The organism is Paenibacillus sp. FSL L8-0470, from assembly GCF_038008625.1.
GTDB lineage: Bacteria > Bacillota > Bacilli > Paenibacillales > Paenibacillaceae > Paenibacillus_AQ.
Genome location: NZ_JBBOZM010000001.1, coordinates 707,000 through 731,343, shown reverse-complemented (window position 1 = coordinate 731,343; position 24,344 = coordinate 707,000). Strand labels below are relative to the sequence as shown.

The following is a 24,344-nucleotide window of genomic DNA, read 5'->3' as shown; positions in this document are numbered from 1 at the left end:
TCACTAGTAGGAGTTGTTGAGATGAACTACAGAATGGAGCATACACCGGATGAAACATTCGAGCAAATCGCCGATGGGCAATATTTGAAATACCCGGCCCCTCTGCCTGCAGCAATGGCAGAGATATGGAGACGGATTTTACCGATTGGTTTCCAGCATCCGGTAATAAACACGCAGAAGCACCAGAAGTGGAGTGGTACTCAAACGGTGACCAGAGCTCGTCTGACTATAGAAGCGAAATATGGATCCCCGTTATTAAGAAATAATGTTCTTTCTTGAATACCAAAGTTGAAATGTTCTCAAACGAAAGCATTAGCATACACAATATCTTTCAACCCTGATGTCAAAAAGGAGCCTAACCGGCTCCTTTTTGACATCAGTTTTTTTGAGTCATCCACGCTACCGACTCCACATGTGCGGGTTTCGTAATTTATTTATTTATTTTGCCGTTTGATTGATAAAATCAACTTCTTACTGCCGCTCACCGTATTTTTTTCATTGTCAGTAATATAGGAGTGTTGTTCGATCATGTGTTCAGTTAAAATCAAGGCCGCATTGCCCTGTATATCAAGAATGCGCCAATGATACCCGCCAAATGGTAAGATGAGCCGATATTAAAGTCCCTCATTCTCTTTCTCCTAGTCCCCTTACTTTTTATTCGAATCAGGGCGCCGCGGATTGACCGTGCCAAAGATATGATATGGTGTTATCCCATTTGCAAATAGGCTATCTACCAACTTGACCAATTCTTCCGACGATAGATCTTTGCCGTTGCGTATCCAAAGGCGAAACATAGATATTAATGTTGATATGTAAAACTCAATTATGTATGGTGCTAAAACATCATTTGTTGGAAAGTCCACAATCAATCTCTCAAAGGGAATTTCTCTTTTCAGGCGTTCAACAAAATGAACAGAACCATAGTCGCCCAAGAGGGCTTTAAGAACTGAAATTTCCTCTGCATTTTCCAAGCATTGAAGTGCATCTTGGAAAGTATGTGTAGAAAACTCTCTGCTTGCCATTTCCTCGTTAATGGATTTAAAGACACGCTCTTCAACGCAGTCCAACAACTCATAGATATCCGTAAAGTATTGATAAAATGTACTGCGATTATATCCTGATTGGTTAGCAATCTCTTGAATGGATATTTTTTCAATTGGTTTTTGGCTATATAAATCACAGAATACATTTATAAATGTTTGCCTAGTTTTGTCAGTAATTTCAGGTTGCTTATTCATTATTTGCCTCCATTTTCTGTTCAATCGATTATACAACAGATATTAAAAATCTGATGGTTGATGACCGTATAGTGAATCTATACAATAACATTATACAACACGTTGTTTGATCATCAACAAGGATTAATATATATTTTCAGGAGGCTAATATGAGAATTTTATTCTTCGGTAGAGGTGTAATATCGACCCAATATGCTTGGGCTTTTGAAAAGGCAGGGCATACAGTTGAGTTTTATGTTAGAAAAGGGAGAAAAGAAACCTTCGGAAGCAACATAGAGCTTGAAATGTGGGACGCACGAAGAGGGAAACAGTTAATAAAAGAAAGCTGGAATGTCAAACTGCATGAGGAGATGAGCCCAAATTATGATCTCATTATTGTGAGTGTCAACACGGAACAACTTCCAGAAGCAGCACAATTACTATCGACTGCTGCTGGAAACACCCCTGTCCTAATATTCAATAACGTTTGGCAAGATTTGAAATCATCGATCTCACCATTGTCTATGAACAATGTTGTCTTTGGGTTCCCAGGAGGAGGCGGCGGCATCGCGGACAATAGGCTTAGAGGTGGCTTTTTAAAAATGCTATTTCTGGAAAAACCACGGGTAGGCACTGAACATATTAACAACAAGGTCAAAGAACTATTTGAAAGTGCCCATTTTAAAATTAGTTGGATAAAGGATATGCAAAACTGGCTATGGAATCACTTTGCCATGAATGCGGCTATAGAGACCGAGGTGTTAAAACTGGGAAGTTTTCCAGCACTCATGAATCATAGTGACTCATTTGCAAATGTTGGTAAGAATATGAGGGGAATTATCCCTGTACTTAAAGCAAGAGGTGCAAAGATTGATACGATTTCTCTACTGTTAACTAAGATTCCACCGGCACTTCTCGGCACGCTTTTTAACAAGGTTATTTTTGCAAAGGGCAGCTTACCACGACTTTTCATCGAATACAACAATAGTAAAGCAGGTTTTGCGGTACTTGAAGTTGTGAGAGAAGCAAAAAAGTTAGGTATACCTTTACCACGTCTTACTTTGGTATTTGAAAACACTGAACAACACAAAGCTATTGAAAATTCCATATCATAAAAATTTCCAGGATTCTCTGTCATCATGCGGATAATTTTGGCCTTAGATTCTATTTTGTTCCAATCCTTTCCTTCATTGAGCTTAGCTTTTGATTATCGTGGTAAGCACCCGCCCGTATCACAGCGTTAATACCATAAAGATTTTGTACTCTTTCTATGGGGCTGGCGTCCAGAAGGACCAAATCGGCGTTTTTGCCGATATCCACGGTCCCCATATCATTCATCCGGTCCAGAAATCCAGCCCCGTTCAGGGTTTCATCTGAAGAACATGAAGCGGCGGGATACCGGCCTTCTCCAACTCGTCTTCGATATCTTAATTTATTTGTAGAATCCGATTGTTCTTCTAAAGCGTAAGCCAAAATTAGTGATACATTAGGACTCATTCAGGTAAATGTGGCTCCAAATCACTACTCCCTCACCAACAACACACAGCATTCCACATGCACCGTATGCGGGAACATATCCACCGGAGTTACCTCCACTGTTCTGTACCCGCCATCCTCCAGCACCCGCAAATCCCTCGCCAGTGTCGATGGATTACAAGACACATACACCACCCGCTCCGGCTTCATCGCCAGAATCGTATCCAACAGGCGCGGGTCGCAGCCCTTCCGCGGCGGATCAACGACGATGACGTCCGGCGTGACACCTTGCTCTTTCCAGTTCGGGATCACGTCCTCGGAGGCACCTACCTCGAACACTACGTTGTTCATATTGTTAAGCCGTGCGTTCGCACGCGCGTCCTCAATAGCTTCAGGCACAATCTCTACGCCGTACACCTTAGACGCGTGCTGCGCCAGAAACAACGAGATTGTCCCGATGCCGCAATAGGCATCAATTACAGTCTCCTTGCCTGTCAGACCGGCATATTCTACGGTTTTACTGTACAGCACCTCAGTCTGCGCCGGATTCACCTGATAGAACGAACGGGCGGAGATGGCGAACTGCACATCGCCGATGTAATCGTAGATGACGTCGGTGCCCCATAAGACACGGGTCTCATCTCCGAAAATGACATTTGTCTTCTGCGTATTGATGTTCTGGCAGATGCTTGCCACAGCCGGCAGCTGTTCGCGGATGCTGCCGAGCCAGGCGTCCAGATGCGGGATGTCACGGCCGTTCGTGACCAGTACCAGCATCATCTGCCCGGTGCGGAAGGCTTTCTTCACAACGACGTGGCGCAGCAGGCCGCGTCCGGTCTCTTCGTTGTAGGCGGAGATGCCCAGCTCTCTGCCTATGCGTTTCACTGCGGCAACGACGTCGTCGTTATGCTCATGCTGGATCAGACAGGTCTCCATGTCTACGATCCGGTGGCTGCCGCGGGCATAGAACCCGCCGACAAGGCCGCCTTCGGTGACGCCGATCGGCACCTGGGCCTTGTTGCGGTAACGCCAAGGCTCGTCCATGCCCAGGGTAGGCCGGACGATTATGCCGTCAGCTTGGGCCCCCACAGCACTTGCATTTGCATTTGCGTTTACACTTGCACTCGCAACGCCATCGCCCTGGCCCTCAGTCGCCCCGCTTTCTGCCCCGGCAGTCAGGTCCGCCGGTTCAACGGCTTCCTTTGCACCAGCGCTCCCAGCACCTGCGCCTCTGCCCTGCGCACCCGCCACCTGCAGCTTCCCGATCCGCTGCAGGTTGTCCACCACCAGCTGGCGTTTCCACGCCAGCTGTGCAGTATAGTCCATATGCTGCAGCTGACAGCCGCCGCATTGGTCATAGATGGCACAGGGCGGCGCGATGCGGTCGCTGCTGGCCTGCACGAGCTCCAGAAGCTTGGCGTAGCCATACTGCTTCTTCGTCTTAAGCACCTTCGCCCGGACCTTCTCACCGGGAAGGGCGCCCTGCACAAATAGGGTAAAGCCTTCTACGCGGCCTACCCCTTCGCCTTCATGGGTCATGCCGATGATATCGAGCATAACCTCGTCATTCTTATTCACTGGCAGTCCGGCGACAGGCGCCGTGCCTTCCCGACGGCTTGCGCTGCGTCCACTGCGGTGTTTACTCATATCTATAGGTTCACTTCTTTCATTATCTTCGCTTTTGCAATAAAAGTGCAGGCTAGCCTTACAGCCACCTGCACTTCCTTTCATCTAACTGTCTCAAGGCTTCTGCGCAAAAATCCGCAAATGCTGCGGCAGGATCTGGAATTTACCTGGCAAAGTGCCGCCGAGTTCACCATCCAGATTGAGCTGGACATATCCCGGGGAAGTGACTTCCATGGCATCAGTACGGAAATAAACGACCTTTTTATCCTGCAAATGCTCGCCACGGATTGCCAAAGTCACGAGACGGATGAACTCTGCAAGGTTGCATTTCTTAACAGCAATGACGTCGAACAGTCCATCGTCAATGCTTGCATCCGGGGCAAGCTTCTCAAAGCCGCCTACCGAATTGGTGTTGGCGATCAGGAACAGCATGAATTCGTCATGAATCAGCTCCTGGCCATTGGCACGGATGTAGAGCTCCTGCGGAGAGAGACTGGCCATTTTCTCAATACCCTTCAGGTAATAAGCAAGCTGGCCCATCATCGTCTTAAGTCTGCTTGGAACCTCGTATGTCAGCTCGGTCAGGCTGCCGCCACCGGCTATATTAATGAAGTATCGGTCATTGGCTTTGCCGAGGTCAATCAGGCGCGACTCCTGGCGAAGAATCAGATCACAGGAATCCTCCCAGTTCTTCGGAATACCCATAGCCCGGGCAAAATCATTGGTTGTACCCAGCGGCAGTACACCAAGCGGGGGAAGATTCGGTCTCTCCGCCATGCCGTTGATTACCTCATTTAATGTGCCGTCACCGCCGGCCGCTATGATCAGATCATAAGTTCCGCGTTCGACCGCATCAATTGTGGCTGCCGTAGCATCGCCCTCACCGGTTGTTGCATGACATGAGGTTTCGATGCCGCCAATATCCAGCCGGTCCAAAATGTCGGCGAGCCGCTTTTTCATTTCTTCCCGTCCAGAAGTGGGATTATAAATCAGTCTCGCAGTTTTCATTACCGGAACGCCACCTGTTTTTATAATAGATAACCTTACTGATTATACCCAATTCTGCACCCCACAAGCAATGCCAGAGCCTAGTAATGTATATATTTTACTTATTGCGATGACATCAAATTAGCAGCAGCAGCAGAAAAGTATAAATATATGTATGCGGCAGCCACCGAAAAAAACACAATGGAAACGCGATCTTTTCAAAGTTGGGAGCTTCACCGGACCTTAGTCAGCTTGCGCCCGCAGCTTCACCAGCATCGTATTTACCTGCTCTTCGATCCAGTGCGGCAGCAGCGGATGAGGTAGCAGTGTCCGTCCCGAATAAGCATACTTTAATCCCTGAAGCCTCTCCGGAATGACTACCTTGGTGAAATAGCCTTCACTTAAAAAGAGCGGAGCCACCAGTACATCATAGCCCTGCTCCTGCCAATATTCCGTCCGGCTTCTGATACTGTCCGGGTTCAACAGGCCGTAATCGGCCGCCGCCACTCCGCTCACAGTGCGCACACGTTCCGCCAGTGAGGAAATGCCCTGCTCCCAGCGCTGGCGGAAGCCGTCATGCTTGCTGCCGTGTCCCACGAGCAGAATCGTCTCCCGCTGCGGATTAGCGGACAGCTCACGGACCTTGTCCCAGATCATGACCGCAATATCCGGATCATCATCGACGGGGTAGCCGAAATGGATACGCGCATTAACCGCAAAACGTTCAAGATCCGTTTCACGTTCAGGGGCAGCTTTGGCGCCGAGCGCATACTCTATTTCATCAATATGCGTACTTCCCGAAGACACAAACAAGGGGATCACAATAATATCTGTGACCCCTGCATGTTCCAATTCATTTATACCATCCTGTATCAGACAGCCCTCTACCAGCTCCAAAAAAGAAACCGTCACAGGCAGCTCCTTCTCCAGTGATAAATGGCCGACGGCTTCTTCAACAATAGAAACCCATATCTTGTCCCGTGAGCCGTGACTAATAATGAGTACGCCCGGCTTCATCAATTATCGTCCCAGACGTTCCAGTGTAAGCTTATACCCGTCATTGCCGTAATTCAGGCAGCGTTTCACACGTGAAATGGTCGCCGTACTTGCGCCAGTCTCTGCTTCAATCTGATTATAAGTAGAGCCTTTGCCCAGCATCCGCGCAACTTCCAGACGCTGTGAGAGCGATTGGATTTCGTTTACTGTGCAAAGATCATCAAAGAAAACATAACATTCTTCCATATTTTTCAATGTTAAAATAGCCTCAAATAATTGGTCAATACTTTTATCGTTTAGCTTCTTAAGCTGCATCGTAGATCATCCCCTAAAAGTTTGGTCAGCATTAGCATCATTGAATAAGCATCGTACAAAACTGACATTAAATACATAATTTAATATGACATCTTGCCTCTACTATATTGTACTGGAGCAGTTTTTTCAAGCATTAACGGTTTCACGCTGTAAAGAACGAAAATCATGGACAAACGTCCACCCCAGACGCACACAATTTATGTATTCGACAGTCTTCCTTCAAAATCCTTAGAGGATTACCGCCATAATTATAGTACTACATAAGCACCGAAAATCAAGCATAGACACGGTTTCTTCACTTCCCGTCCCTCCTTGTAGGCATTCGCCCTTTTCCGCTACTATCCCGGTAACCCGGGCATTCGTCTATACCTTATGTTCGCCCATGACATACAGTATAGCAAACCACTAACGAAGGAATGTGATGTTATGCCTCATCATTACTATAATCATTCCCGCCGGGATGGGCGTTCGCTGGCCGGGCCGTACACGTCTTCCCCCTATCCCGGTATCACTTCATATGCGCCGCCTGTTCCCGTGGAAACCGGATTGCTTCCTGCCCTTGGAGCGGAAGCTGCCGAAACAGCGCTTGCCCTGCCTGCCGCAGAAGCCGCCGCCCCCAAAGCAGGCGGATTGCTGGGCAATCTCGGCGGACTCGGCAATCTCGCGAATATGGAGCAGATCAAAGGTATCGTCGACCGGCTGGGCGGAATTGACGGCATCGTAAACTCCATGGGCAAGGTGCAGAAGGTGATGCAGGGTTTTCAGCAGATGGCCCCTATGGTTAAGCTCGTAATGGGAAGCTTCGGAAAAGGCAAAAAAAGCGGGGCAGGTGCGCTCGCAGCGGAAGAGGATGCCGCTCTGTATAGCCCCAAACGGCGTAAAAAAAGACGCCCCGCGACGCAGCGACGCCATTCCTCACCCAAGAAGAACTGTAAAAAAACGGCTCCCGCCTCCAGTAAACGCCGCCGCACTTAGGCGGTGGCGTTTACGCTTTCCTTTACTTAAACCAGCCGCTCCGCCGGAACCATCTGAACATCCCCACTCCGAGTACCAGCATGAGCAGCAGCACCAAGGGGTACCCGTAGGTCCAGTTGAGCTCCGGCATTACCTGGAAGTTCATCCCGTATATCCCGGCAATCAGGGTCAGCGGCATGAATACGGTAGTGATTACCGTGAGGGTCTTCATGATGGAATTCATCCGGTTGGAGTTAAGCGAAATATAGCTGTCGCGCAGATCAGCGGTCATTTCCCGGTCCACCTCGATCATATCGGTCAGCTTCAACAGATGATCATAGATATCGCCAAAATAAATCCGTTCCTCTCCATTGCTCTGCACATGCTGCGAATTGACGATCCGGTACATCAGGTCCCGCATCGGCACAATCGTCCGGCGCAGCTTAAGCAGCCGTCCGCGCACATTGAAGACCTGGCTCATAAGCTCTTCCACTGACTCGCTGCCGCCGCTGCTTTCCAGATCGGCCAGTTCATCTTCAAGGCTGTACAGGCTAGGAAAATACTTATCGACCAGCTTGTCCATTACGGTGTAAGCTGCCGCAATTGGACCGCCCGACCAACCCTTGCGGCTGTGAATCTCCGATTGCACCGAAGCCCAGGCCTCATCCATCTCCGACTTCTCCTGATGGTGATAGGATACGAGAAAGTTTTTGCTCAGAAACAGGTCGACCTCTTCCGCCGCCAGCGTGCGCTCATTGAGCGCATGCAGTACAAAAAACTGCACATCCTCGTAATAATCCAGCTTCGGCCGCTGCAAGATATGCATACAATCCTCAATGGCCAAGGGATGAAAATGAAAATAGGTGTCCAGCAGCAGGGACTCCGCCGCCGTAGGCATAGCAAAATCCGCCCAAATCCAGGCATAATCAGCGATCACTATATTTTGCAGTGCCAGCCCAGTCAGCACTTCACCCTGATGTGTTATTACTAATGTACGTATCATAATGAATCCTCCGTTTGTTCCTACTTACGCCTTGCAGCAACTTCATGTTACCATTGTACCGCATGAAGCATCTCCACCCCAAATATTGGTGTGAAGCCTACCTCACTTACATATCCGCGAAAAAAATAACCGCCAGCCTGCTGTACAGCAGTTCCGGAGGTCCTATTATCCCTACATCTATAGTTGCACCTTAGCGGCCCATGCCGTCCAGCAGTTCCAGATGCAGCACTTGCAGAAATTTCTTGATGTTCACCTTAACCTTGCCGGAATCCCGGCCCTGCTCGATCTCCCTCATCTTCAGCCGCACCTCCTCAAAATCAAAATAAAGCGGCGCGTAATATTCGAACTTGGGGTTCCCGTAATCCGTCAGTCCAATGGAGGCCAGATTCGTCAGTCCGGCAGACAACGCGCGGCGCAATCGCTGTTCAATTGCTTTAACCTCTTTCGCTGCTTCGGCGGGAACGGTTTTATAGCTGGCTGCAGCCATTTCGTAGAGTTCCTTAAGCGGTGGCAGGCTTCCGCGGTTACTGTGCGTTGCGGCCAGCTCCATCATCGTGATAATATCGCGGCTTCCGCTTTCCGACACCATGCCCATATTCATCAAAATCGGCTGAATGATCTCCCGTACGGAACGTTTGCTGACCTGCACCGGCGGCAGTCCGAGCTGCAGTCCCTCCAGCTTGCCAAGGCTAGATTTGATCTCATCCAGATAGCGGCTAATCGCATAACGCTCGTTCACCTTATACAGCACGGCCTCCACTTCGATCTTATTGATCGGTTTACGGATGAAGAACTCGATTCCGCTGCGGTAAGCGCGGCCTACCATGTCACTGTTTTCAATCTGCGAGATCATCACGAATTTGGAGCGGCAGCCTTGGGCTTGCAGCGAGATGATCGTCTCGATCCCATCCTGATCCGGCATGAGCAGATCCATGAGCACGATGTCCGGACATTCACTTAAGATCAGCCGCACCCCGTCCTGCCCGCATTCCGCCGTACCCGCCACTTCGCCAAGCCCGCTATCCTCAATGATATGCTGCAGCATTCTTCTGGCGGCCGCATCGTCATCCACTATACAGAAAGAAAGCGGCATCCTTTATTCCTCCTTCCGCAGCTTTGCCGTCGGCAAAATAATCTGAAACATCGCCCCTCCGGTATGGGAGGCCTTATGAACCGTAATCTCGCCCTCAAATGCATCAACAATATCCCGCACATGCGAAAGTCCGATTCCCGTAGCAGCAATGCCCTCTTCATCAAATTTCGTTGTGAACCCGGGCTCGAACAGCAGCTCACGATCACGTTCCATAATTCCGCCGCCGCTGTCAGTTACGGTGAGGATCGTAGACCCGGCTTTCTCATAGATATCTAGGGATACGCTACCTCTTCCTTTTATAACCTCAACCGCATTGGCGGTGAGATTGTTCAGCAGGGTAAGCAGTGGAATGTAGCTTGCGGTGGTATAATCGGAGTCCTGGGAAATATGGGTACTGAAACTGATACTCTTACCCAGCATTTCGGCGTATTTGGCATTGCTCTTCACGGTAAAACTCAGGATGCCGGATAGACGCATGTCCCCGGTAACCTCGCGCTCCACCAGCTTCACCAGACCGGCCAGAATCCGCTGGGCATCCTTCTTCACCTCATGAATCTGCTGGGTAATATCCAGCACCTGGCGGCTGTATAACTGATGCTCCTCACCGGCCTTAAGATTCCGATATAGGTCATAACTGCTCAAGGTAACACTCTCCAGTGTTCCGATCGACTTTTTCAGATAAAACACTTCACCGTAGAGGCCCGAACCGAATCCGAGCATTTGCTCAATCCTCTGCTTCTGTTCTCTTTGCGCGATTCGCAGCTGGCTGACGGAAATGCTGCTGTACACTCCGGTCGTAAAATACGTGCGAATGACAGCAATAACCATCAGATAAGTCCATTCATTCAGCCGGAAAGAGGACGAGTCCAGCACAAGCAGCCGGGTCAGCAGTTCCATTTCATTCGATACCAGATCAATAAGCGACGCAACACCGCCGAGCACAAGCGGATGGAAGGTATCCAGCCGGCTCTTAAGCAAATGCATCAATATTGCGAAGACGATATAATAGACCATTGCCGAGAAATGGCTGGTTACACTCTGCACAAAGCTCAGCTCAGCGCCTCCCGCAGCATCCAATCCGGTACGAAACAGCAGCACCACAATGCCTGTGGCAATACCTGTACTAATGTAAGGCAGCCGCCTCATTAAAAGCAAAAACAGCAGAAACGCACTGCTGCCCATTGCAATCCGGAAGATGTCGCCATCAAACGGATTTATTTTGAATTCACCGGCCAGTGCCGTCCCGGCGGCTACTATGATAATCTGCGCATATTTGGATTTCAGTATGAAATGTCCCATCGCCCACTGCTCCTGCCAAAGATGTTGACATTTATACTACCATAACCGCCCCTGCTTTCCTACGCTAAAGTACACGATTCCTGTCCGTCAGACCACTTTATTCTCCAATCTTCGCGAGAGGATCGACAGCAGGAAATTGACTACAAAATAAATCAGTGCTACGAGCAGCAACGTAGGAATTGCATAGCTGTAACCGTGCCCGATGACAATCCCGGCGTTATGCATCAGCTCCGGCAAAGAGATCACAACTGCGAGCGAGGTATCTTTTAGCAGTGAGATGAATTGGCTTACCAGAGGCGGAACCATGCGCCGCAATCCTTGAGGCAGCACTATATGCCACAAGGTCTGGAAGTTGCTGAGACCGGAGGAGCGCGCCGCTTCAATTTGCCCCTTGTCAATCGAGGTTAATCCGCCGCGCACAATTTCTGCAATCATTGCAGCTTCAAATATCGTTAATGCGGCAATAGCTGCCGTGATCAATCCCAGCTTAATCCCCACCTCCGGCAGCGCAAAGCGGATGAAGAAAATAATCAGCAGCAGCGGCAGATTACGGATCAGCTCCACCAGTATGAACATTACCGGCGACAATACCGGTATTTCCGAATAACGGATCACTCCCATAATACAGCCAATGACAAAGCTCAGGATGATCGATACAAAAGCTACGATGAGCGTAATATACAGCCCATCCAGCAGAAACTTTAAATTATCAATGGAGTATGCGCCGGTAAAATCCAAAATAGTAACCCTCCTTAGGTGCTTTGCATGGGAAGTGTTGAAATGTTGATATACGGACGGATGATTGTCCGTAGGGTTTGGAGCAGGGAACGTGATGCGGTAGCTGGCTGGAGGCTGGGGCTATGCTGGATACATGGATTCTAAAGATGCGGGCTTGGTTCGAGCCGGTGACGGGTAACTGCGGTGAATGTTTGGACCTCCGGCCGCTGTTATGTTTGGATTTCCTGATTTGAACCGCTGGCTGCGGTAGAAATCCAAACATAAAGGCGGACGCTAACGCTCCTCCAGTTCCAAAATTCCCCTCCGTTACTTTCACCTTCTCTATGGCCTGCTTATCTTCATCATTATTTATCCGGTATAGCTTAGGCTTCCAGGCGGGCGCTATCGCTTCCGCCCCCTCAGCGCCAAACCCTCTCTCCATTCATTCCTGCTGATCAACTGGAATTCAAAGCTTCCCCAAGCAAAGCTAAGATCGCGAGCTATTGATCGAAGACCTGTTGTCCCGGCCTTCTCTCATCCTTACGAACCTTAAACTTAAAACCGCAAACCTTACAGCCCCTTCACGGACTGCAAAACCTTAACCCTAAACCGCAAACCTTACAGCCCCTTCACGGACTGTAAAACCTTAACCCTAAACCGCAAACCTTACAGCCCCTTCACGGACTGTAAAACCTTAACCCTAAACCGCAAACCTTACAGCCGCTTCACGGACTGTAAAACCTTAACCCTAAACCGCAAACCTTACAGCCGCTTCGCGGACTGTTAATAACTAACATCCTATTCTAGTAATTGCGCTGCAGACGGCGCTCCCATACCCGCACGCCATAGCTGAGCGGAAGAGTCAATACGAGATAGAACAGCGCTACGAAGATGTAGGTATCGAATGTGCGGTATGTTTCAGTTGAGATGCTATCCGCAAAATACATCAAATCAAGACCGGCGACGATGGTCAGCACCGAGGAGTTCTTAATCAGGTTAATAAACTGGTTGCCAAGCGGCGGGATGACCAGCTTAATCGCCTGCGGGAGAATGACATGCATCATAGTCTGTATGTAGCTGAGTCCGGACGAACGTGCGGCCTCCATTTGTCCTTTGGGAACAGCCATGATTCCCGCGCGGATCGCCTCGGCGATAAAGGCTGAGGTGTATACGGCCAGGCCGATGGTTCCTGCCTTGAAGCCATCAAGTGTGAATCCCAGTGCAGAAGGACCGTAATAGAAAATATACACCACGAGCAATAGCGGGATATTACGGATAAACTCGACGTAGCCCGTTCCGAACCAGCGCAGCCCCTTCACCGATGTAATGCGGAAGACGGCGATTACTGTCCCCACCAGAAAGCTGCCGAGGAGAGCGAGTACGCTGGAGAGTAAAGTGCCCTTGAAGCCCTCCATATACTGGCCGAAATAATCGGTTAATATCGTAAAATCCATGGATCTCACCTACCCTTGCCTAAAGATACTTGCTCACTTGCCCCGTTCGTCATCCATTTGATCTTACAAGCAGAAACGGCAGAGCCGCCCTTTAAAGGACGGCTACCGTTCATGCAAGGACCAAGGGTGAATGTAGAGCATGATGTTAATAATGCCCTGGCCAGTCTTATCTTGTCGGAGCTTTACCGATCCACTTCGTATAGATGGCAGCATAGTCACCGCTTGCTTTCAGTCCGTCCAAGGTATCATTAATGGCTTGAACTACATCGGTGTTGCCCTTCTGTACAGCAATGCCGTAAGGTTCGTCGGTGAACGGTTCGCCTACAACCTCGAAGCCCGGGTCCTGCGAAGCCATGCCATACAGGATAGCATCATCTGTTGTTAGCGCGTCCCCTTGACCGGCCTTTAGGGCACTGAACGCATCCTGGTAGTTATCAAATTCCAGTACAGTTACACCCGGAACCTTCTCTTTAATGTTTTTGATCGAGGTTGCACCCTTGGAGCCGAGTATCTTGGTATCCTTCGTTACATCCTCAAGACCAGTGATCGCACTGCCCTTCTTTACTAGCAGCGATTGTCCGGCTTGGAAATAAACGTCGGAGAAGTCAACCTCCTTCTTGCGCTCTTCGGTGATGGTCATGGTAGCGACAACCATATCGATCTCACCATTGTTCAGCATTGGAATCCGTGTCTTGGAGGTTACTTCCTTCAGTTCAATTGCGTTCTCGTCACCGAGGATATGCTTGGCTATGGCTTTGGAAATGTCGATGTCGAAGCCCTCCACGTTGCCCGATCCCGGATCTTTCAGTCCGAAGAGTCTCGTATCGTATTTCACACCTACCAGCAGCTTGCCGCGTTCCTTAATCTTGGCAATGGCTTTGGAATCCGTAGCTCCCCCTGCAGCATTGCTGCCGCCGGCCGCATTATTACTGCTCGCATTATTACTGCCCGCATTGTTGTTGCCACAGCCGGCAATTACGAATAAGGCAGCGATCATCAGCACACTTAACCGTTTGAAGCTTTTGGACATTTTCATTTCTCTTCCTCCCCTTATGGCTGTCTATTTGGTTAATGACTTAATACACGGCTGAGAAATGTGCGTGTCCGCTCTTCCTGCGGGCTGGCGAAGAACTGCTCCGGCTCCGCTTCCTCTACGATTTGTCCCTGATCCATGAAAATAACCCGGTCCGCAACCTCGCGGGCAAACCCCATCTCATGGGTGACCACAACCATCGTCATGCCTTCACGGGCCAGCGTCCGCATCACGTCCAGCACCTCACCAACCATTTCCGGATCCAGCGCGGATGTTGGTTCGTCAAAAAGCATTATTTTCGGCTTCATCGCCAGTCCCCGGGCAATCGCCACGCGTTGCTGCTGGCCGCCTGACAACTGGGACGGATAAGCCAGAGCTTTATCGGCAATCCCTACCTTTTCCAGGTAATACATCGCTGTCTTCTCCGCTTCCGCCTTGGAAAGCCCCAGCACCTTGATCGGTGCCAGTGTAATATTGTCGATCACCTTTTTATGCGGATACAGGTTGAAATGCTGAAACACCATTCCAATTTCTTTGCGCAGCTTATTGATATCCGTCTTGCGTTCATTTACAGTTATCCCGTCCACGGTCAATCCGCCGCTCGTAATCGTCTCCAGCCGGTTAATGCAGCGCAGCATTGTGCTTTTACCGGAGCCGGAAGGACCGACCACGACAACCACTTCCCCTTCCTGAACATGCAGGTCGATTGCTTTCAGTACATGAAAATGTCCGTAATGTTTGTCTACTTGATGAAAGTCGATCAACGACAGGCCTCCTTTGCCACGTTTTTTAAGTTCTTGAACAATCTTCGAACCGTTCTCTGTCAGCTATGGTAACACTTAAAACACACCTTACTTCAAAGACTACGAAATCCTACATAATACTACGCGAATCACAAATTTTTCATGTCATTTTCTTTTTTAAACGTGATATATTTCCTTTTCTTTTACCTCTGATTAATGTATTTTATCGGGATCGCGTTACTTTTTGTGACATTCCTCTCTTGAAATATAAAAAGACACCTTTCGGTGTCTCCGCTCTGATCCTATTCCATTCATCTAACAAGACAACAAAAAAAGATGTCCGCAGCCATCCGTGGCTTCCGTGACATCTTCATACCCGTGCTCTAGAAGAAAATTGTGAAGATCACTCCCGCCAGCACTGCACTGATCGGAATTGTAATAAACCAGGTGACGATAATCCGTCCGGCAACTCCCCACTTCACAGCGGAGAAGCGTTTGGCAGAGCCTACACCAAGAATAGAGGATGTAATGGCATGCGTTGAACTTACCGGCAAATGCATCAGCGTGGCCGAGAAAATAACAGAAGCTGCGGATATATCCGCTGCAAAGCCGTTAATCGGCTCGATTTTGAAAATTTTGGTTCCCATCGTTTTAATGATCTTCCAGCCGCCAATCGACGTTCCGAGTGCCATTGATGTGGCTGCAGCAATCTTAACCCACAGCGGAACTTCCATAGTCTCCAAACGTCCTGAGGTCACGAGCGCAAAGGTGATAATCCCCATCGCCTTCTGGGCATCATTCGTGCCGTGCGTGAAGGATTGCAGCGCCGCTGTAATGATCTGCATCGAGCGGAAGCCTTTATTCACCGTGTGCGGACTGCGTTTGGCGAAGATCCATTTCAGTATCGTCATAACAATATAACCAATGACAAAGGCAATGAGCGGGGAGAAAATCAAACCTTCCACAATCTCAACAAAACCGCTCCATTTGATGTGGTCCGTACCGGCCCCTACATATACAGCACCTGCCAATGCCCCGATAAGTGCATGTGAAGAAGAAGAAGGAATCCCCAGCCACCAGGTAACCAGATTCCAGATAATCGCGGCTATCAGGGTAGCTATAACAATATCAATCCCGTTATCTAGCAAGGTAGGGTCGGTAATGCTGCCGCCGATCTTCTTGGCTACTCCTGTAAACATCAGAGCCCCTACAAAGTTCATCGACGCCGCCATAATGATAGCGGTACGCGGCTTTAGCGCACGTGTGGAGACGGAGGTGGCGATTGCGTTGGCTGTATCATGGAAGCCATTGATGAAATCGAACGCAAGCGCGAGAAATATAACAAAACCTAGCATAAATAATGATGTTTCCATATTTCAGAGCCCCTTATGAGTTACGCATGATGATCGATTCCAGCATGTTGGCTACGTCTTCACATTTATCCGTGGTCGTCTCCAACCGCTCATACAGTTCTTTGCGCTTGATCAGCTCAATCGGGTCTTTTACGGTCTCGAATAAGGCTTTGGTGCAAATGCGAAGCACTTCATCCCCTTGATTCTCCAGATCATTCAGGCGAATGGTATACTCACGAATCGCCAGGAGTTTCTTCTGGGACAGCAAATGAACGGCTTTTTGGATTTCATAGGCAGATTGGCGCAGAATTTCCGCGAATTGAACGATATATTCATCAGGGTCCAGCAGGTTATACATATAGAAACGCGAGGCCGAAGCTTCCAGGCCGTCAATGACATCGTCCATACTGGTAATTAAGTCCATAATGTCGTCGCGTTCCAGCGGCGTGATGAACGTCTTGTTCAACTCTTTAATGACGGTGTGCGTGTAAGTATCGCATTGGGATTCGTACTTCTTCATCACCGCAGCGAAGTTTTCGACATTCTCCTGGAGAGTTGTAATATTCTGAGCGAAGTAGTCTGCAGCCTGGACAATGGTGTCAGCCATATTTTCCAGCGTCTCAAAGAAAATGTCCTTCTTTTTAAACTTCATTAGTTTAAACCCCTTTACATAAAATTGCCGTGAAAACTTGAAGCCACTCATATGTAAACAGCATGAAAATGAATGACAACCCTTGTTATCTTATCATATCAATAGAAGGGATAGAAGTAAAAAGAACGAACTTTTTTACACTATATTAACAATTCCCAGTAATAACAGAAATAATTCTCTGAACAGCCATTTTTCAGGTTTGGAATCACGTTGTACTTGGAACCGCTGTATAGTTCACATGGCTGCTGAAGGCTGGCGCATTAGGGACGATCAGAATATGTGTGACGCCTGGATACATCAGCGCTTCTGTCCCGTCACTCTTCACAAACCGGATCACATCGTCCGGCTTGCGTGACCATTTGCCTTTGATCACCTGCCCGCGCTGAAACAGCAGCGCTTCGCCGCCCAGCTCCACATCAATCTGCAGTCTGCCGACATCATCCAGCACCTTATGGTCCGATCCTATCACCATGACATTCGCCGCTTCCACAGGACTGGCATTATTCAGATCCAAATGCGGCTTCCCGTTCACCCAGCGCAGGTAGGTCCGCGTCTCGGGATTATATTTATAACCTACGTTATAACTCGTCAGCAGAAAGTTAACATTCAACTCCACAGCAGCCTCACCTTCAGTCGGCAAGAAATCCGGATCAGTGAAGGGATACCCGGGAACCTGCGCTTTCTCGGCATACCCCAGCTTTCCGGCACCCTCCCGCAGCTTGGCTGCATTGCTGTAGAGGTTATGCGGAGCTTTGCGCTCCTTGTCCCGCCAGAAATAGGCACCGGCCCGGCCGATCTCATCCATATCCTCCTTCTTCTGACCTTGAAGAATCGCATAAGCAGCAGGACTGCCGCCGGCATGTACCGTGACCGCCCCATAACTCTCACCGATATCGATCAGATAAGGGCGGATACTGCGGATAGGTCCGATTTTGACGACTCCGGTATGACTCTGGAAGATCCCGATCAGCCGGGTAATTCCGCCTTCGGCCAACACTTCGTACAGCATGTCCGCTTCGCTGATACCGGACTGCGGCCGGGCAGCGGGTGCATTATTGATCATTACAGCCAAGGGCCTCAGCAGCTCCCCTTGCACCGGAAGCCCGGTCAATCCGGACAACTGCCCGGTGTTAGCCGGGTCGGTTGTCGGCGACGGCTCTATGGAAGCTGTTGGCACCGGAGACAGTGTAGGCGACGGGGACGGGGCAGGCAGATTCTCCGCGCTTGGTGTTCCGCAGGCGGAGAGCAGTAGTGCAGTAAGCATAAGACCGGATATGAGACGGGAAGAATAGCGGTTCATGGTCATAAACTTGTTGTTCCTCCTAAAAGTTTTGTGAGCTTTACTTCTTTGAAATCACTTCGTACAAAACCCGCTTCGCGTTTCCTCCATTTAATCATAGGCTAGCAGATTTGTCTTGCACACTGCCTTCTTCACCTGCAAAATAAAAAGGATACAGCCCGTTACCAGCTGTATCCTATGTTTATTGTATGAATTTGCCCTAGTCTACCATCCAGCAGTTCAGACTGAGCGTTCCGTATTGATACGCCTGAATCATCAGTTGTGCCCGCTTGCCTTCATCTGCGGTGCCCATAATATAGAAGAGCGGAACAAAATGTTCCCTTCCATAAGACGGAACCGCTTCGCGCACATGCGGTGCCTGCTTCTCGTACGCGAACAAAGACGGCAGATCCCATGCCGCAAGTCCCTTGGCAACCCACTCATCGAAATCGAGCGCCCATTGCTCGGGTGTGTCATCCTGCTTGAGCAGCCGCAGATTGTGGACTAATCCTCCGCTTCCGATCAGCAGTATTCCCTCATCACGCAGCGGAGCCAGCATGCGCCCGATAGTATACTGCTCCTCGGGAGAGCGCAAAGAATCGACAGATAAAGCCACTACCGGAATATCGGCCTGCGGGAACATCTTCTTCAGGATCACCCATACGCCATGATCAAGGCCGCGCCCCAGAACAGGCTGATGGGCGAGATTATTCTCCTTGAAGAGCTCGGAAATACGGTTGCTGAGTGCGGGATCACCCGGGGCAGGATAGGTCAGCGAATACATTTCTTCCGGAAATCCATAGAAATCGTGCTGCGTCTCATGCTGTGCGTCCACGGTAATTAGCTGCTCAGGGCTATCCCAATGCGCGGAGAAAACTACAATACCGCGGAGCTTCCCCAGATCCTGACCAAGCCGCTCCAGGAAACGGGTGTACTCATTATCCTCCAGAGCGAGGAGCGGAGAACCGTGCGCAATAAAAAATGCCGGTAATTTCATAGGGTGCCAACCTCCATAACCCAGTATATGGTGTGCCCCTTTATTTTACCGCTAAATCACAGTTATTGCTAATGCTACATATCACCTATATCATCCAGTTCTGCCATTCCTGCTGCAGATGCTCCTGCTGGTTCATCCACTCCCGGGTCCGTTTCAGCACCTGCTCCTGCGCCGGGCCTGAGGAAAAGGTATGGTCTCCCTGAAAAATGATCTCCTTGTCGCAGCGTCCCTCCGGCCGGGTCCAGAACAGCTTCTGATAAAGGAAGGCGTAATCAACCGGAATGACATCGTCGGAGGTTCCATGAATAACGAGCACATCTCCACTGAACTTGCCGGCCTCCTGAAAAGGCTGGAAAGCAGCCAGCGAGTTGAAATATACCGGAGTAAACGTATATCCGGCGTAATCGGACGACCCGCCCTTCACCGACCGGTCATAAGCTTCCCTTCCTACAATCTTTACGATATCATTGAAAGGATAGCCGACGGCAGACCACAGGACCAGATTCTTCACCCTCCGGTCGCGGACTCCGGTCAAGAGAGCTACGGCACCGCCTAGACTGTGTCCGATAAGCGTAACGCGCTGCGGATCCACATCTGCAGAACCGATCCCGTAATCAAGCACAGCCCGGGTCTGGGCAATCATGGATTCCATATCCTCGCTGCCGTAATTCCCGGTGCTCTCTCCGCATCCCGCATAATCAAAGCGGATCACCATATATCCGTCCTGCGCCAATTCACGGGCAGCCTTGACAAAGATCCGGTCAACGCCGATCCGGCTGCCTACAAAACCATGGCAAATAACCGCCAGAGGCACACGGTCCTTGCAGCGGCCGCTGCTCCCCTTTTCACGCGATGGATAATGTATGCTTGCTGTGAGCTCCTCCTGGTTATGCCGGATAATAATGTTCCGTTCCATGGCCTTATCCTCCTCTAAAAGTAAAGCTATTCCAAAGTATAATAATTCCGATTAACTTAGTGTGATTTGTATCTTTATTATACGGTTTACGTTATTATTGTCAACAAGAAGCCAGCGGAAATCATTAATGATCGAAAAGGCCCCTTCCGCTCCCAAAGGAACAAAAGAGGCCCTGCCCGCAAAACTCACTCAATCGTAGCTGTCGTAAAACATATCATGGGTTTCCCTTCTGCCTTCCCAATCCTCCAGGCCGTTATCCTGGTCCTGCCCCGCTGCGTCCCACAGGCTGAAGCCGTCGGAATTGCCCCAATCGCCCACTTCATTAGCCTGCGCAGGCGCGAAGCCGTCACCCATGAATTTGCCTGATTCTTCTTTTTTCTCATGCGCCATAACGCTGCCCGCCTTCCTATAAGCTGTATTTGGTGAAGCAACTTCAAACTTCATTATCAGTGTTCACTCTTCCAAAAGGATTATTCACGGGACAGGCAAAATGGATGTCCTTGCACACAACAGCCGCCCAACCGTATACTCTAGGTTATAGGCGATCCCGATCAAGACTACTGGAGGTTTACATCCATACTATGAAAGTCAAAGCTATGATTAAACAAAATAACGTTCTGCGCGAGCAGATGACACCCTCTAACCGCTCTTATATGGAGGATATGATTCTGGAGCTGCGGAGCAGCCGGGTAGAAGCTGTCCGCGCGGAGGAACTGCTGCTGGAAGCAGCAAACCTTATGCTGCGGGAACAGAGTAAAGGCAAAGATGCCAAGCAAATATTCGGAGAGCATCCGGGAGATTATTTCCGGGAGATCATAGACAGCATTCCTGAACGCCCTGTGCGCAGCCAGTGGAACTATTATTTGATGATATCCTGGGCATCTCTGACGAGTCTGTTCGCTGTACTCGCGATTGCCGGGCTCATCCTGTTATGGATCACCGGGTCAGCAGGCATATTCAGCCAGATCAGCCTGTTTACGATTCTCCTCGTAGGCGCAGGGTCCGTGGTTATCATTGAACTGCTTATGAAATGGCTGTCTTCCCTGTCCGAAAGCGATGCACCCAAACCTAAACCCTTTGATCTTAAAGGGCTGGGCGTCTATGTCGTTATCGTCATCATCGCCGTATTTGCCGGGACATTCCTCGAAAAATTGTTTCCGGTCATCTCCATCTCCCCCTGGGTGAGCCTGATTCTGTGTATGGGCGGAGGGCTTGGACTAAAACTTATATTCTTCAGATCATAGATTTCTTATTCTACTTCCGACCAAACAGGAGGAACTTCCATGAAGAAGCACATCATACTAACCGCGGTTATTGCTGCAGCACTGGGAATCCAGCCGGGCTTCGCTGCACCCGTGCAGGCGGAAGGCTCTGCCGCCGCATCTGCCGGAGCCTCCAAATCGGTGGTAACTGAAGCCGCCAAGAAGCAACATGCCGAGGCGGTCTATAAAACGACCTTGTCGCTGCTGAAATCTTCCAGCACGCTTCATCAGGGGATAAGCTACCTGAACAGCAATATTTACTCGGTCACCCCCTACCAGGCGGCATTAATGACCCTGAGGCTGGAGAATCTGCAAAAATCGCTGCTGCAATCCTGGGAGAGCAAATTCAGCAGCAACGAAATCCAGCGTAAACTCGCCTCCATCTACAAAGAGGGCAGCAGCATGGCCAAGCTTGCCGAGAGTACGGAGGATGCTGCCTTGCGCAGCCTGCTGAAGAGCGCCGGAGAGAGCGGCTACAAGCTGGAGAATGCGGAAGGGACTTTTTTTCCAATCATCGATTATTCAACCTACCGCAGATATAAAATGTATGTTACGGATGACATCCGCGATTATATTACGATTATGGCCATCGAATCGGAGCTGCCTTCATCCAAGGACAACGGCCTTGTGATTTCCTGGACCGATGTTGTTGCCCGGGCGCTGTCCCAGGAAGAGTTCACCCTGTCCTACCCCAAATCGAACCGGATCGCGGCAGTTAAGACGCTGTATTCCATGTATGTTGGCGATACTTTCTATGGCCAGAACAATACGCCGCTCTTCCACTATGACAATCTGGAGATGGATCTGGAAGCCCAGAAAGCCTATAGCAGCATACTGGCCAAACACAACGGCAGCAGTCAATTTCTCCAGAAGCTGGATGGCCTTATGAAGCTGTTGAAGGAGAATGGTTATAAGCTTGATGAAGGTGTCCAGCAGTATCTGAAGACAGAAGTCCCCCTCTCCTGAGCTATGCAAAAATGCCCGCCCCCTGCTGTTTCGGGGGCGGGCATTTTCTATAGATAACCGGTATACCGTGTTTCCCTGCTTAAATCAGCATATTAAACAGATTGGGATCCTTGTTGATCTCGGTATAATCAAGACCCTTCTGCTGCATCCGTTCGATCAGCGGAGCGTAGTCATCTGTGTTCAGAAGCTCGATGCCGACCAGCGCCGGGCCGTTCTCTTTGTCATTCTTCTTCGTATACTCGAACCGTGTAATATCATCGTTAGGCCCAAGCACCTCGGCCAGGAACTCACGCAATGCACCGGCCCGCTGCGGAAAGTTGACCATAAAGTAATGCTTCAGACCTTCATAAATCAATGACCGTTCTTTAATTTCCTGCATCCGGTCAATGTCATTATTGCCGCCGCTCACGATGCAGACCACCGTCTTGCCGCGGATTTGATCACGGTACTGATCAAGTGCAGCCATGGGCAGTGAGCCTGCCGGTTCAACGACAATAGCATTTTCGTTGTACAGCTCCAGAATCGTCGTGCATGCCTTGCCCTCCGGCACCTTAATAACGTCATCCAGATGCCGGGAGCAGATATCATAGGTAAGTCCGCCGACACGCTTCACGGCTGCGCCGTCCACAAACTTATTGATTTCTTCAAGGGTCACTACAGCCCCGTTGTTCATGGCTTCACTCATGGAAGCCGCACCAGTCGGCTCTACACCAATCACCTTGGTATTCGGGCTTACAGTCTTCACGTAGGTGGCTACACCCGCAGCCAGACCGCCCCCGCCAATGGTAACGAACATGAAGTCCGCCGGCTTGTCCAGACTTTCCATAATCTCCATGGCAACCGTCCCGTTGCCGGCGATAATACGTGGTTCATCGAAGGGATGGATCAGTGTCATCCCGTGATCAATACAAGCCTGCAAGGCTTCGTCATACGCATCATCGAAGGTATCCCCCTTTAGGATAACCTCAACATATTCACCGCCGAACTTCCGGACCTGTTTGATCTTCTGGTTGGGGGTGGTGGTTGGCATATAGATCTTGCCCTTAATGCCTAGTGCTTTGCAGGAATACGCCACGCCCTGCGCATGGTTTCCCGCGCTGGCACAGACGATTCCCTTGCTTCTATCCTCCGCAGACAAGCTGCGAATCATATTGTACGCGCCGCGAATCTTGAAAGAACGGACAATCTGCAAGTCCTCACGTTTCAAATACACATTGCAGCCGTATTTGGCCGACAACACCGCATCCAACTGCAGCGGTGTACGGACGATAACCTCCCGCAGCACATGGTGTGCCCGCACAATATCTTCCATTCCTACGATCCGGTTTTCGCCTTCTCTCATCAATTCCTCGCCTCACTGTCTCTATCTAATCTATTTGCTTCTTGTAACATACTCTTCCAAGGACATTTTATCAAGCATTGTCCTCTGTGGGCAACACATGAATACCTAGGTTCTTGTTGTTGTCCTTAATCGGGTTAAGTGTACGGATTTCACTATAGCCGTTTGTCGTCTTAAGTGTAGAACCTTAAGCTCAGGCGGCTGCCCGTTCTTGATCTTCTCTTCCTTATTTTTTCTTAGTTCCACAGGACTCCCCGCCTTCCATAAAATAGGGCCGACAATACTCTCTCTATGAATGTTCCCTTGTTTTCGACCTATTTCTAAAAATCCCTTTGTCCCTTTAACGTTTTACTACAGTTGTGAAAAAACTGTGTACATGTCACCGTATTTTCACAAAACAGCATAATAAAAACCACATTTTTATGTAAAAATGCGTAATTCGACCCTATTTATGCTGATATCATAGATATAATTGGTTTTTATGTCAGGATTTATATCAGTAAGAGATTAAATAGTGAGTGAAGAGGGAGGTGATCCGATAATATTCTTAAAGCTTAGCGCTGGGAGAGGATTGCAGTTGCGGCACCAGATGATACTTCGAAGATTGTGCAAACGATTTGCCGCAACCACGCAAGTTTGTATAACTTTTAACTATCAATCCTTCTGTG

General features: G+C 49.5%; 25 protein-coding genes. 5 read left to right on the top strand and 20 right to left on the bottom strand.

The annotated features are described in order from the left end of the window. The first annotated feature begins 21 nt into the window (after positions 1–21). Entirely contained in the window at positions 22–279 is a 258-nt protein-coding gene (locus NST99_RS33625; protein ID WP_445744943.1) for a hypothetical protein, read from the top strand. Positions 280–647: 368 nt separating this feature from the next. On the opposite strand, the gene NST99_RS03355 is transcribed toward NST99_RS33625, so the two are convergent. Further along, on the bottom strand, positions 648–1,238 hold the full coding sequence (locus NST99_RS03355) for a TetR/AcrR family transcriptional regulator (protein ID WP_038585744.1): 591 nt from the start codon (positions 1,236–1,238) through the stop codon (positions 648–650). A gap of 149 nt (positions 1,239–1,387) precedes the next feature. Between NST99_RS03355 and NST99_RS03350 the strand changes: the two genes are divergently transcribed. Beyond that, positions 1,388–2,332: a ketopantoate reductase family protein gene (locus tag NST99_RS03350; protein WP_341089711.1), complete on the top strand. Its 945-nt coding sequence runs from the start codon at positions 1,388–1,390 to the stop codon at positions 2,330–2,332. Between the two features lie 49 nt (positions 2,333–2,381). On the opposite strand, the gene NST99_RS03345 is transcribed toward NST99_RS03350, so the two are convergent. The 5 genes from NST99_RS03345 to NST99_RS03325 form a co-directional block, all read right to left on the bottom strand. Further along, complete coding sequence (locus NST99_RS03345) at positions 2,382–2,714, bottom strand: hypothetical protein (RefSeq protein WP_341089710.1); 333 nt, start codon at positions 2,712–2,714, stop codon at positions 2,382–2,384. A gap of 24 nt (positions 2,715–2,738) precedes the next feature. Further along, positions 2,739–4,340 (bottom strand): 23S rRNA (uracil(1939)-C(5))-methyltransferase RlmD, encoded by a 1,602-nt coding sequence (gene rlmD / locus NST99_RS03340; RefSeq protein WP_341089708.1) that lies wholly within the window; start codon positions 4,338–4,340, stop codon positions 2,739–2,741. A 93-nt stretch (positions 4,341–4,433) separates the two neighbouring features. Beyond that, the gene (locus NST99_RS03335) at positions 4,434–5,327 is read right to left on the bottom strand and encodes a diacylglycerol kinase (RefSeq protein ID WP_038585736.1); all 894 of its coding nucleotides are present in this window, start codon (positions 5,325–5,327) and stop codon (positions 4,434–4,436) included. A 222-nt stretch (positions 5,328–5,549) separates the two neighbouring features. After that, on the bottom strand, positions 5,550–6,326 hold the full coding sequence (locus NST99_RS03330; RefSeq protein ID WP_341089707.1) for a sirohydrochlorin chelatase: 777 nt from the start codon (positions 6,324–6,326) through the stop codon (positions 5,550–5,552). After that, positions 6,327–6,617 carry a YerC/YecD family TrpR-related protein gene (locus NST99_RS03325; protein WP_019913624.1) on the bottom strand — a complete coding sequence of 97 codons (291 nt, stop codon included), beginning with the start codon at positions 6,615–6,617 and terminating at the stop codon, positions 6,327–6,329. A 426-nt stretch (positions 6,618–7,043) separates the two neighbouring features. Here NST99_RS03325 and NST99_RS03320 point away from each other — a divergent pair, with 426 nt between their 5' ends. Continuing rightward, positions 7,044–7,592 carry a tyrosine protein kinase gene (locus NST99_RS03320; RefSeq protein WP_341089706.1) on the top strand — a complete coding sequence of 183 codons (549 nt, stop codon included), beginning with the start codon at positions 7,044–7,046 and terminating at the stop codon, positions 7,590–7,592. A gap of 22 nt (positions 7,593–7,614) precedes the next feature. On the opposite strand, the gene corA is transcribed toward NST99_RS03320, so the two are convergent. The 13 genes from corA to NST99_RS03255 all read right to left on the bottom strand — a co-directional run bounded on the left by corA (position 7,615) and on the right by NST99_RS03255 (position 20,499). Further along, complete coding sequence (gene corA, locus NST99_RS03315) at positions 7,615–8,574, bottom strand: magnesium/cobalt transporter CorA (protein ID WP_341089705.1); 960 nt, start codon at positions 8,572–8,574, stop codon at positions 7,615–7,617. A gap of 190 nt (positions 8,575–8,764) precedes the next feature. Next, on the bottom strand, positions 8,765–9,667 hold the full coding sequence (locus NST99_RS03310; RefSeq protein WP_341089704.1) for a response regulator: 903 nt from the start codon (positions 9,665–9,667) through the stop codon (positions 8,765–8,767). A gap of 3 nt (positions 9,668–9,670) precedes the next feature. Further along, positions 9,671–10,966, bottom strand: coding sequence for an ATP-binding protein (locus NST99_RS03305; protein WP_341089703.1), 1,296 nt, complete (start codon positions 10,964–10,966; stop codon positions 9,671–9,673). 87 nt (positions 10,967–11,053) lie between these two features. Continuing rightward, a complete protein-coding gene (locus tag NST99_RS03300; protein WP_341089702.1) occupies positions 11,054–11,704 on the bottom strand; it encodes an amino acid ABC transporter permease in 651 nt (216 codons plus the stop codon). 782 nt (positions 11,705–12,486) lie between these two features. Continuing rightward, positions 12,487–13,137, bottom strand: a complete 651-nt coding sequence (locus NST99_RS03295; RefSeq protein WP_341089700.1) for an amino acid ABC transporter permease — start codon at positions 13,135–13,137, stop codon at positions 12,487–12,489. Positions 13,138–13,303: 166 nt separating this feature from the next. Further along, complete coding sequence (locus tag NST99_RS03290; protein WP_341089699.1) at positions 13,304–14,173, bottom strand: glutamate ABC transporter substrate-binding protein; 870 nt, start codon at positions 14,171–14,173, stop codon at positions 13,304–13,306. Between the two features lie 32 nt (positions 14,174–14,205). Continuing rightward, positions 14,206–14,934, bottom strand: a complete 729-nt coding sequence (locus tag NST99_RS03285; protein WP_038585714.1) for an amino acid ABC transporter ATP-binding protein — start codon at positions 14,932–14,934, stop codon at positions 14,206–14,208. A 362-nt stretch (positions 14,935–15,296) separates the two neighbouring features. Continuing rightward, on the bottom strand, positions 15,297–16,286 hold the full coding sequence (locus tag NST99_RS03280) for an inorganic phosphate transporter (RefSeq protein WP_038585711.1): 990 nt from the start codon (positions 16,284–16,286) through the stop codon (positions 15,297–15,299). A 13-nt stretch (positions 16,287–16,299) separates the two neighbouring features. Further along, positions 16,300–16,917 carry a DUF47 domain-containing protein gene (locus tag NST99_RS03275; protein ID WP_038585709.1) on the bottom strand — a complete coding sequence of 206 codons (618 nt, stop codon included), beginning with the start codon at positions 16,915–16,917 and terminating at the stop codon, positions 16,300–16,302. A 205-nt stretch (positions 16,918–17,122) separates the two neighbouring features. Next, complete coding sequence (locus NST99_RS03270; protein WP_341089698.1) at positions 17,123–18,223, bottom strand: DUF3048 domain-containing protein; 1,101 nt, start codon at positions 18,221–18,223, stop codon at positions 17,123–17,125. Positions 18,224–18,416: 193 nt separating this feature from the next. Further along, the gene (locus NST99_RS03265) at positions 18,417–19,193 is read right to left on the bottom strand and encodes a DODA-type extradiol aromatic ring-opening family dioxygenase (RefSeq protein ID WP_341089697.1); all 777 of its coding nucleotides are present in this window, start codon (positions 19,191–19,193) and stop codon (positions 18,417–18,419) included. An 85-nt stretch (positions 19,194–19,278) separates the two neighbouring features. After that, a complete protein-coding gene (locus NST99_RS03260; protein ID WP_341089696.1) occupies positions 19,279–20,109 on the bottom strand; it encodes an alpha/beta hydrolase family protein in 831 nt (276 codons plus the stop codon). A 189-nt stretch (positions 20,110–20,298) separates the two neighbouring features. Next, a complete protein-coding gene (locus NST99_RS03255) occupies positions 20,299–20,499 on the bottom strand; it encodes a hypothetical protein (RefSeq protein ID WP_341089694.1) in 201 nt (66 codons plus the stop codon). A 191-nt stretch (positions 20,500–20,690) separates the two neighbouring features. Between NST99_RS03255 and NST99_RS03250 the strand changes: the two genes are divergently transcribed. Both NST99_RS03250 and NST99_RS03245 read left to right on the top strand, forming a co-directional pair. After that, positions 20,691–21,353 (top strand): DUF1129 family protein, encoded by a 663-nt coding sequence (locus tag NST99_RS03250; RefSeq protein ID WP_341089692.1) that lies wholly within the window; start codon positions 20,691–20,693, stop codon positions 21,351–21,353. Positions 21,354–21,392: 39 nt separating this feature from the next. Further along, complete coding sequence (locus NST99_RS03245; RefSeq protein ID WP_341089691.1) at positions 21,393–22,337, top strand: hypothetical protein; 945 nt, start codon at positions 21,393–21,395, stop codon at positions 22,335–22,337. A gap of 79 nt (positions 22,338–22,416) precedes the next feature. On the opposite strand, the gene ilvA is transcribed toward NST99_RS03245, so the two are convergent. Continuing rightward, entirely contained in the window at positions 22,417–23,679 is a 1,263-nt protein-coding gene (gene ilvA / locus NST99_RS03240; protein WP_341089689.1) for a threonine ammonia-lyase IlvA, read from the bottom strand. Positions 23,680–24,344: the final 665 nt, after the last annotated feature.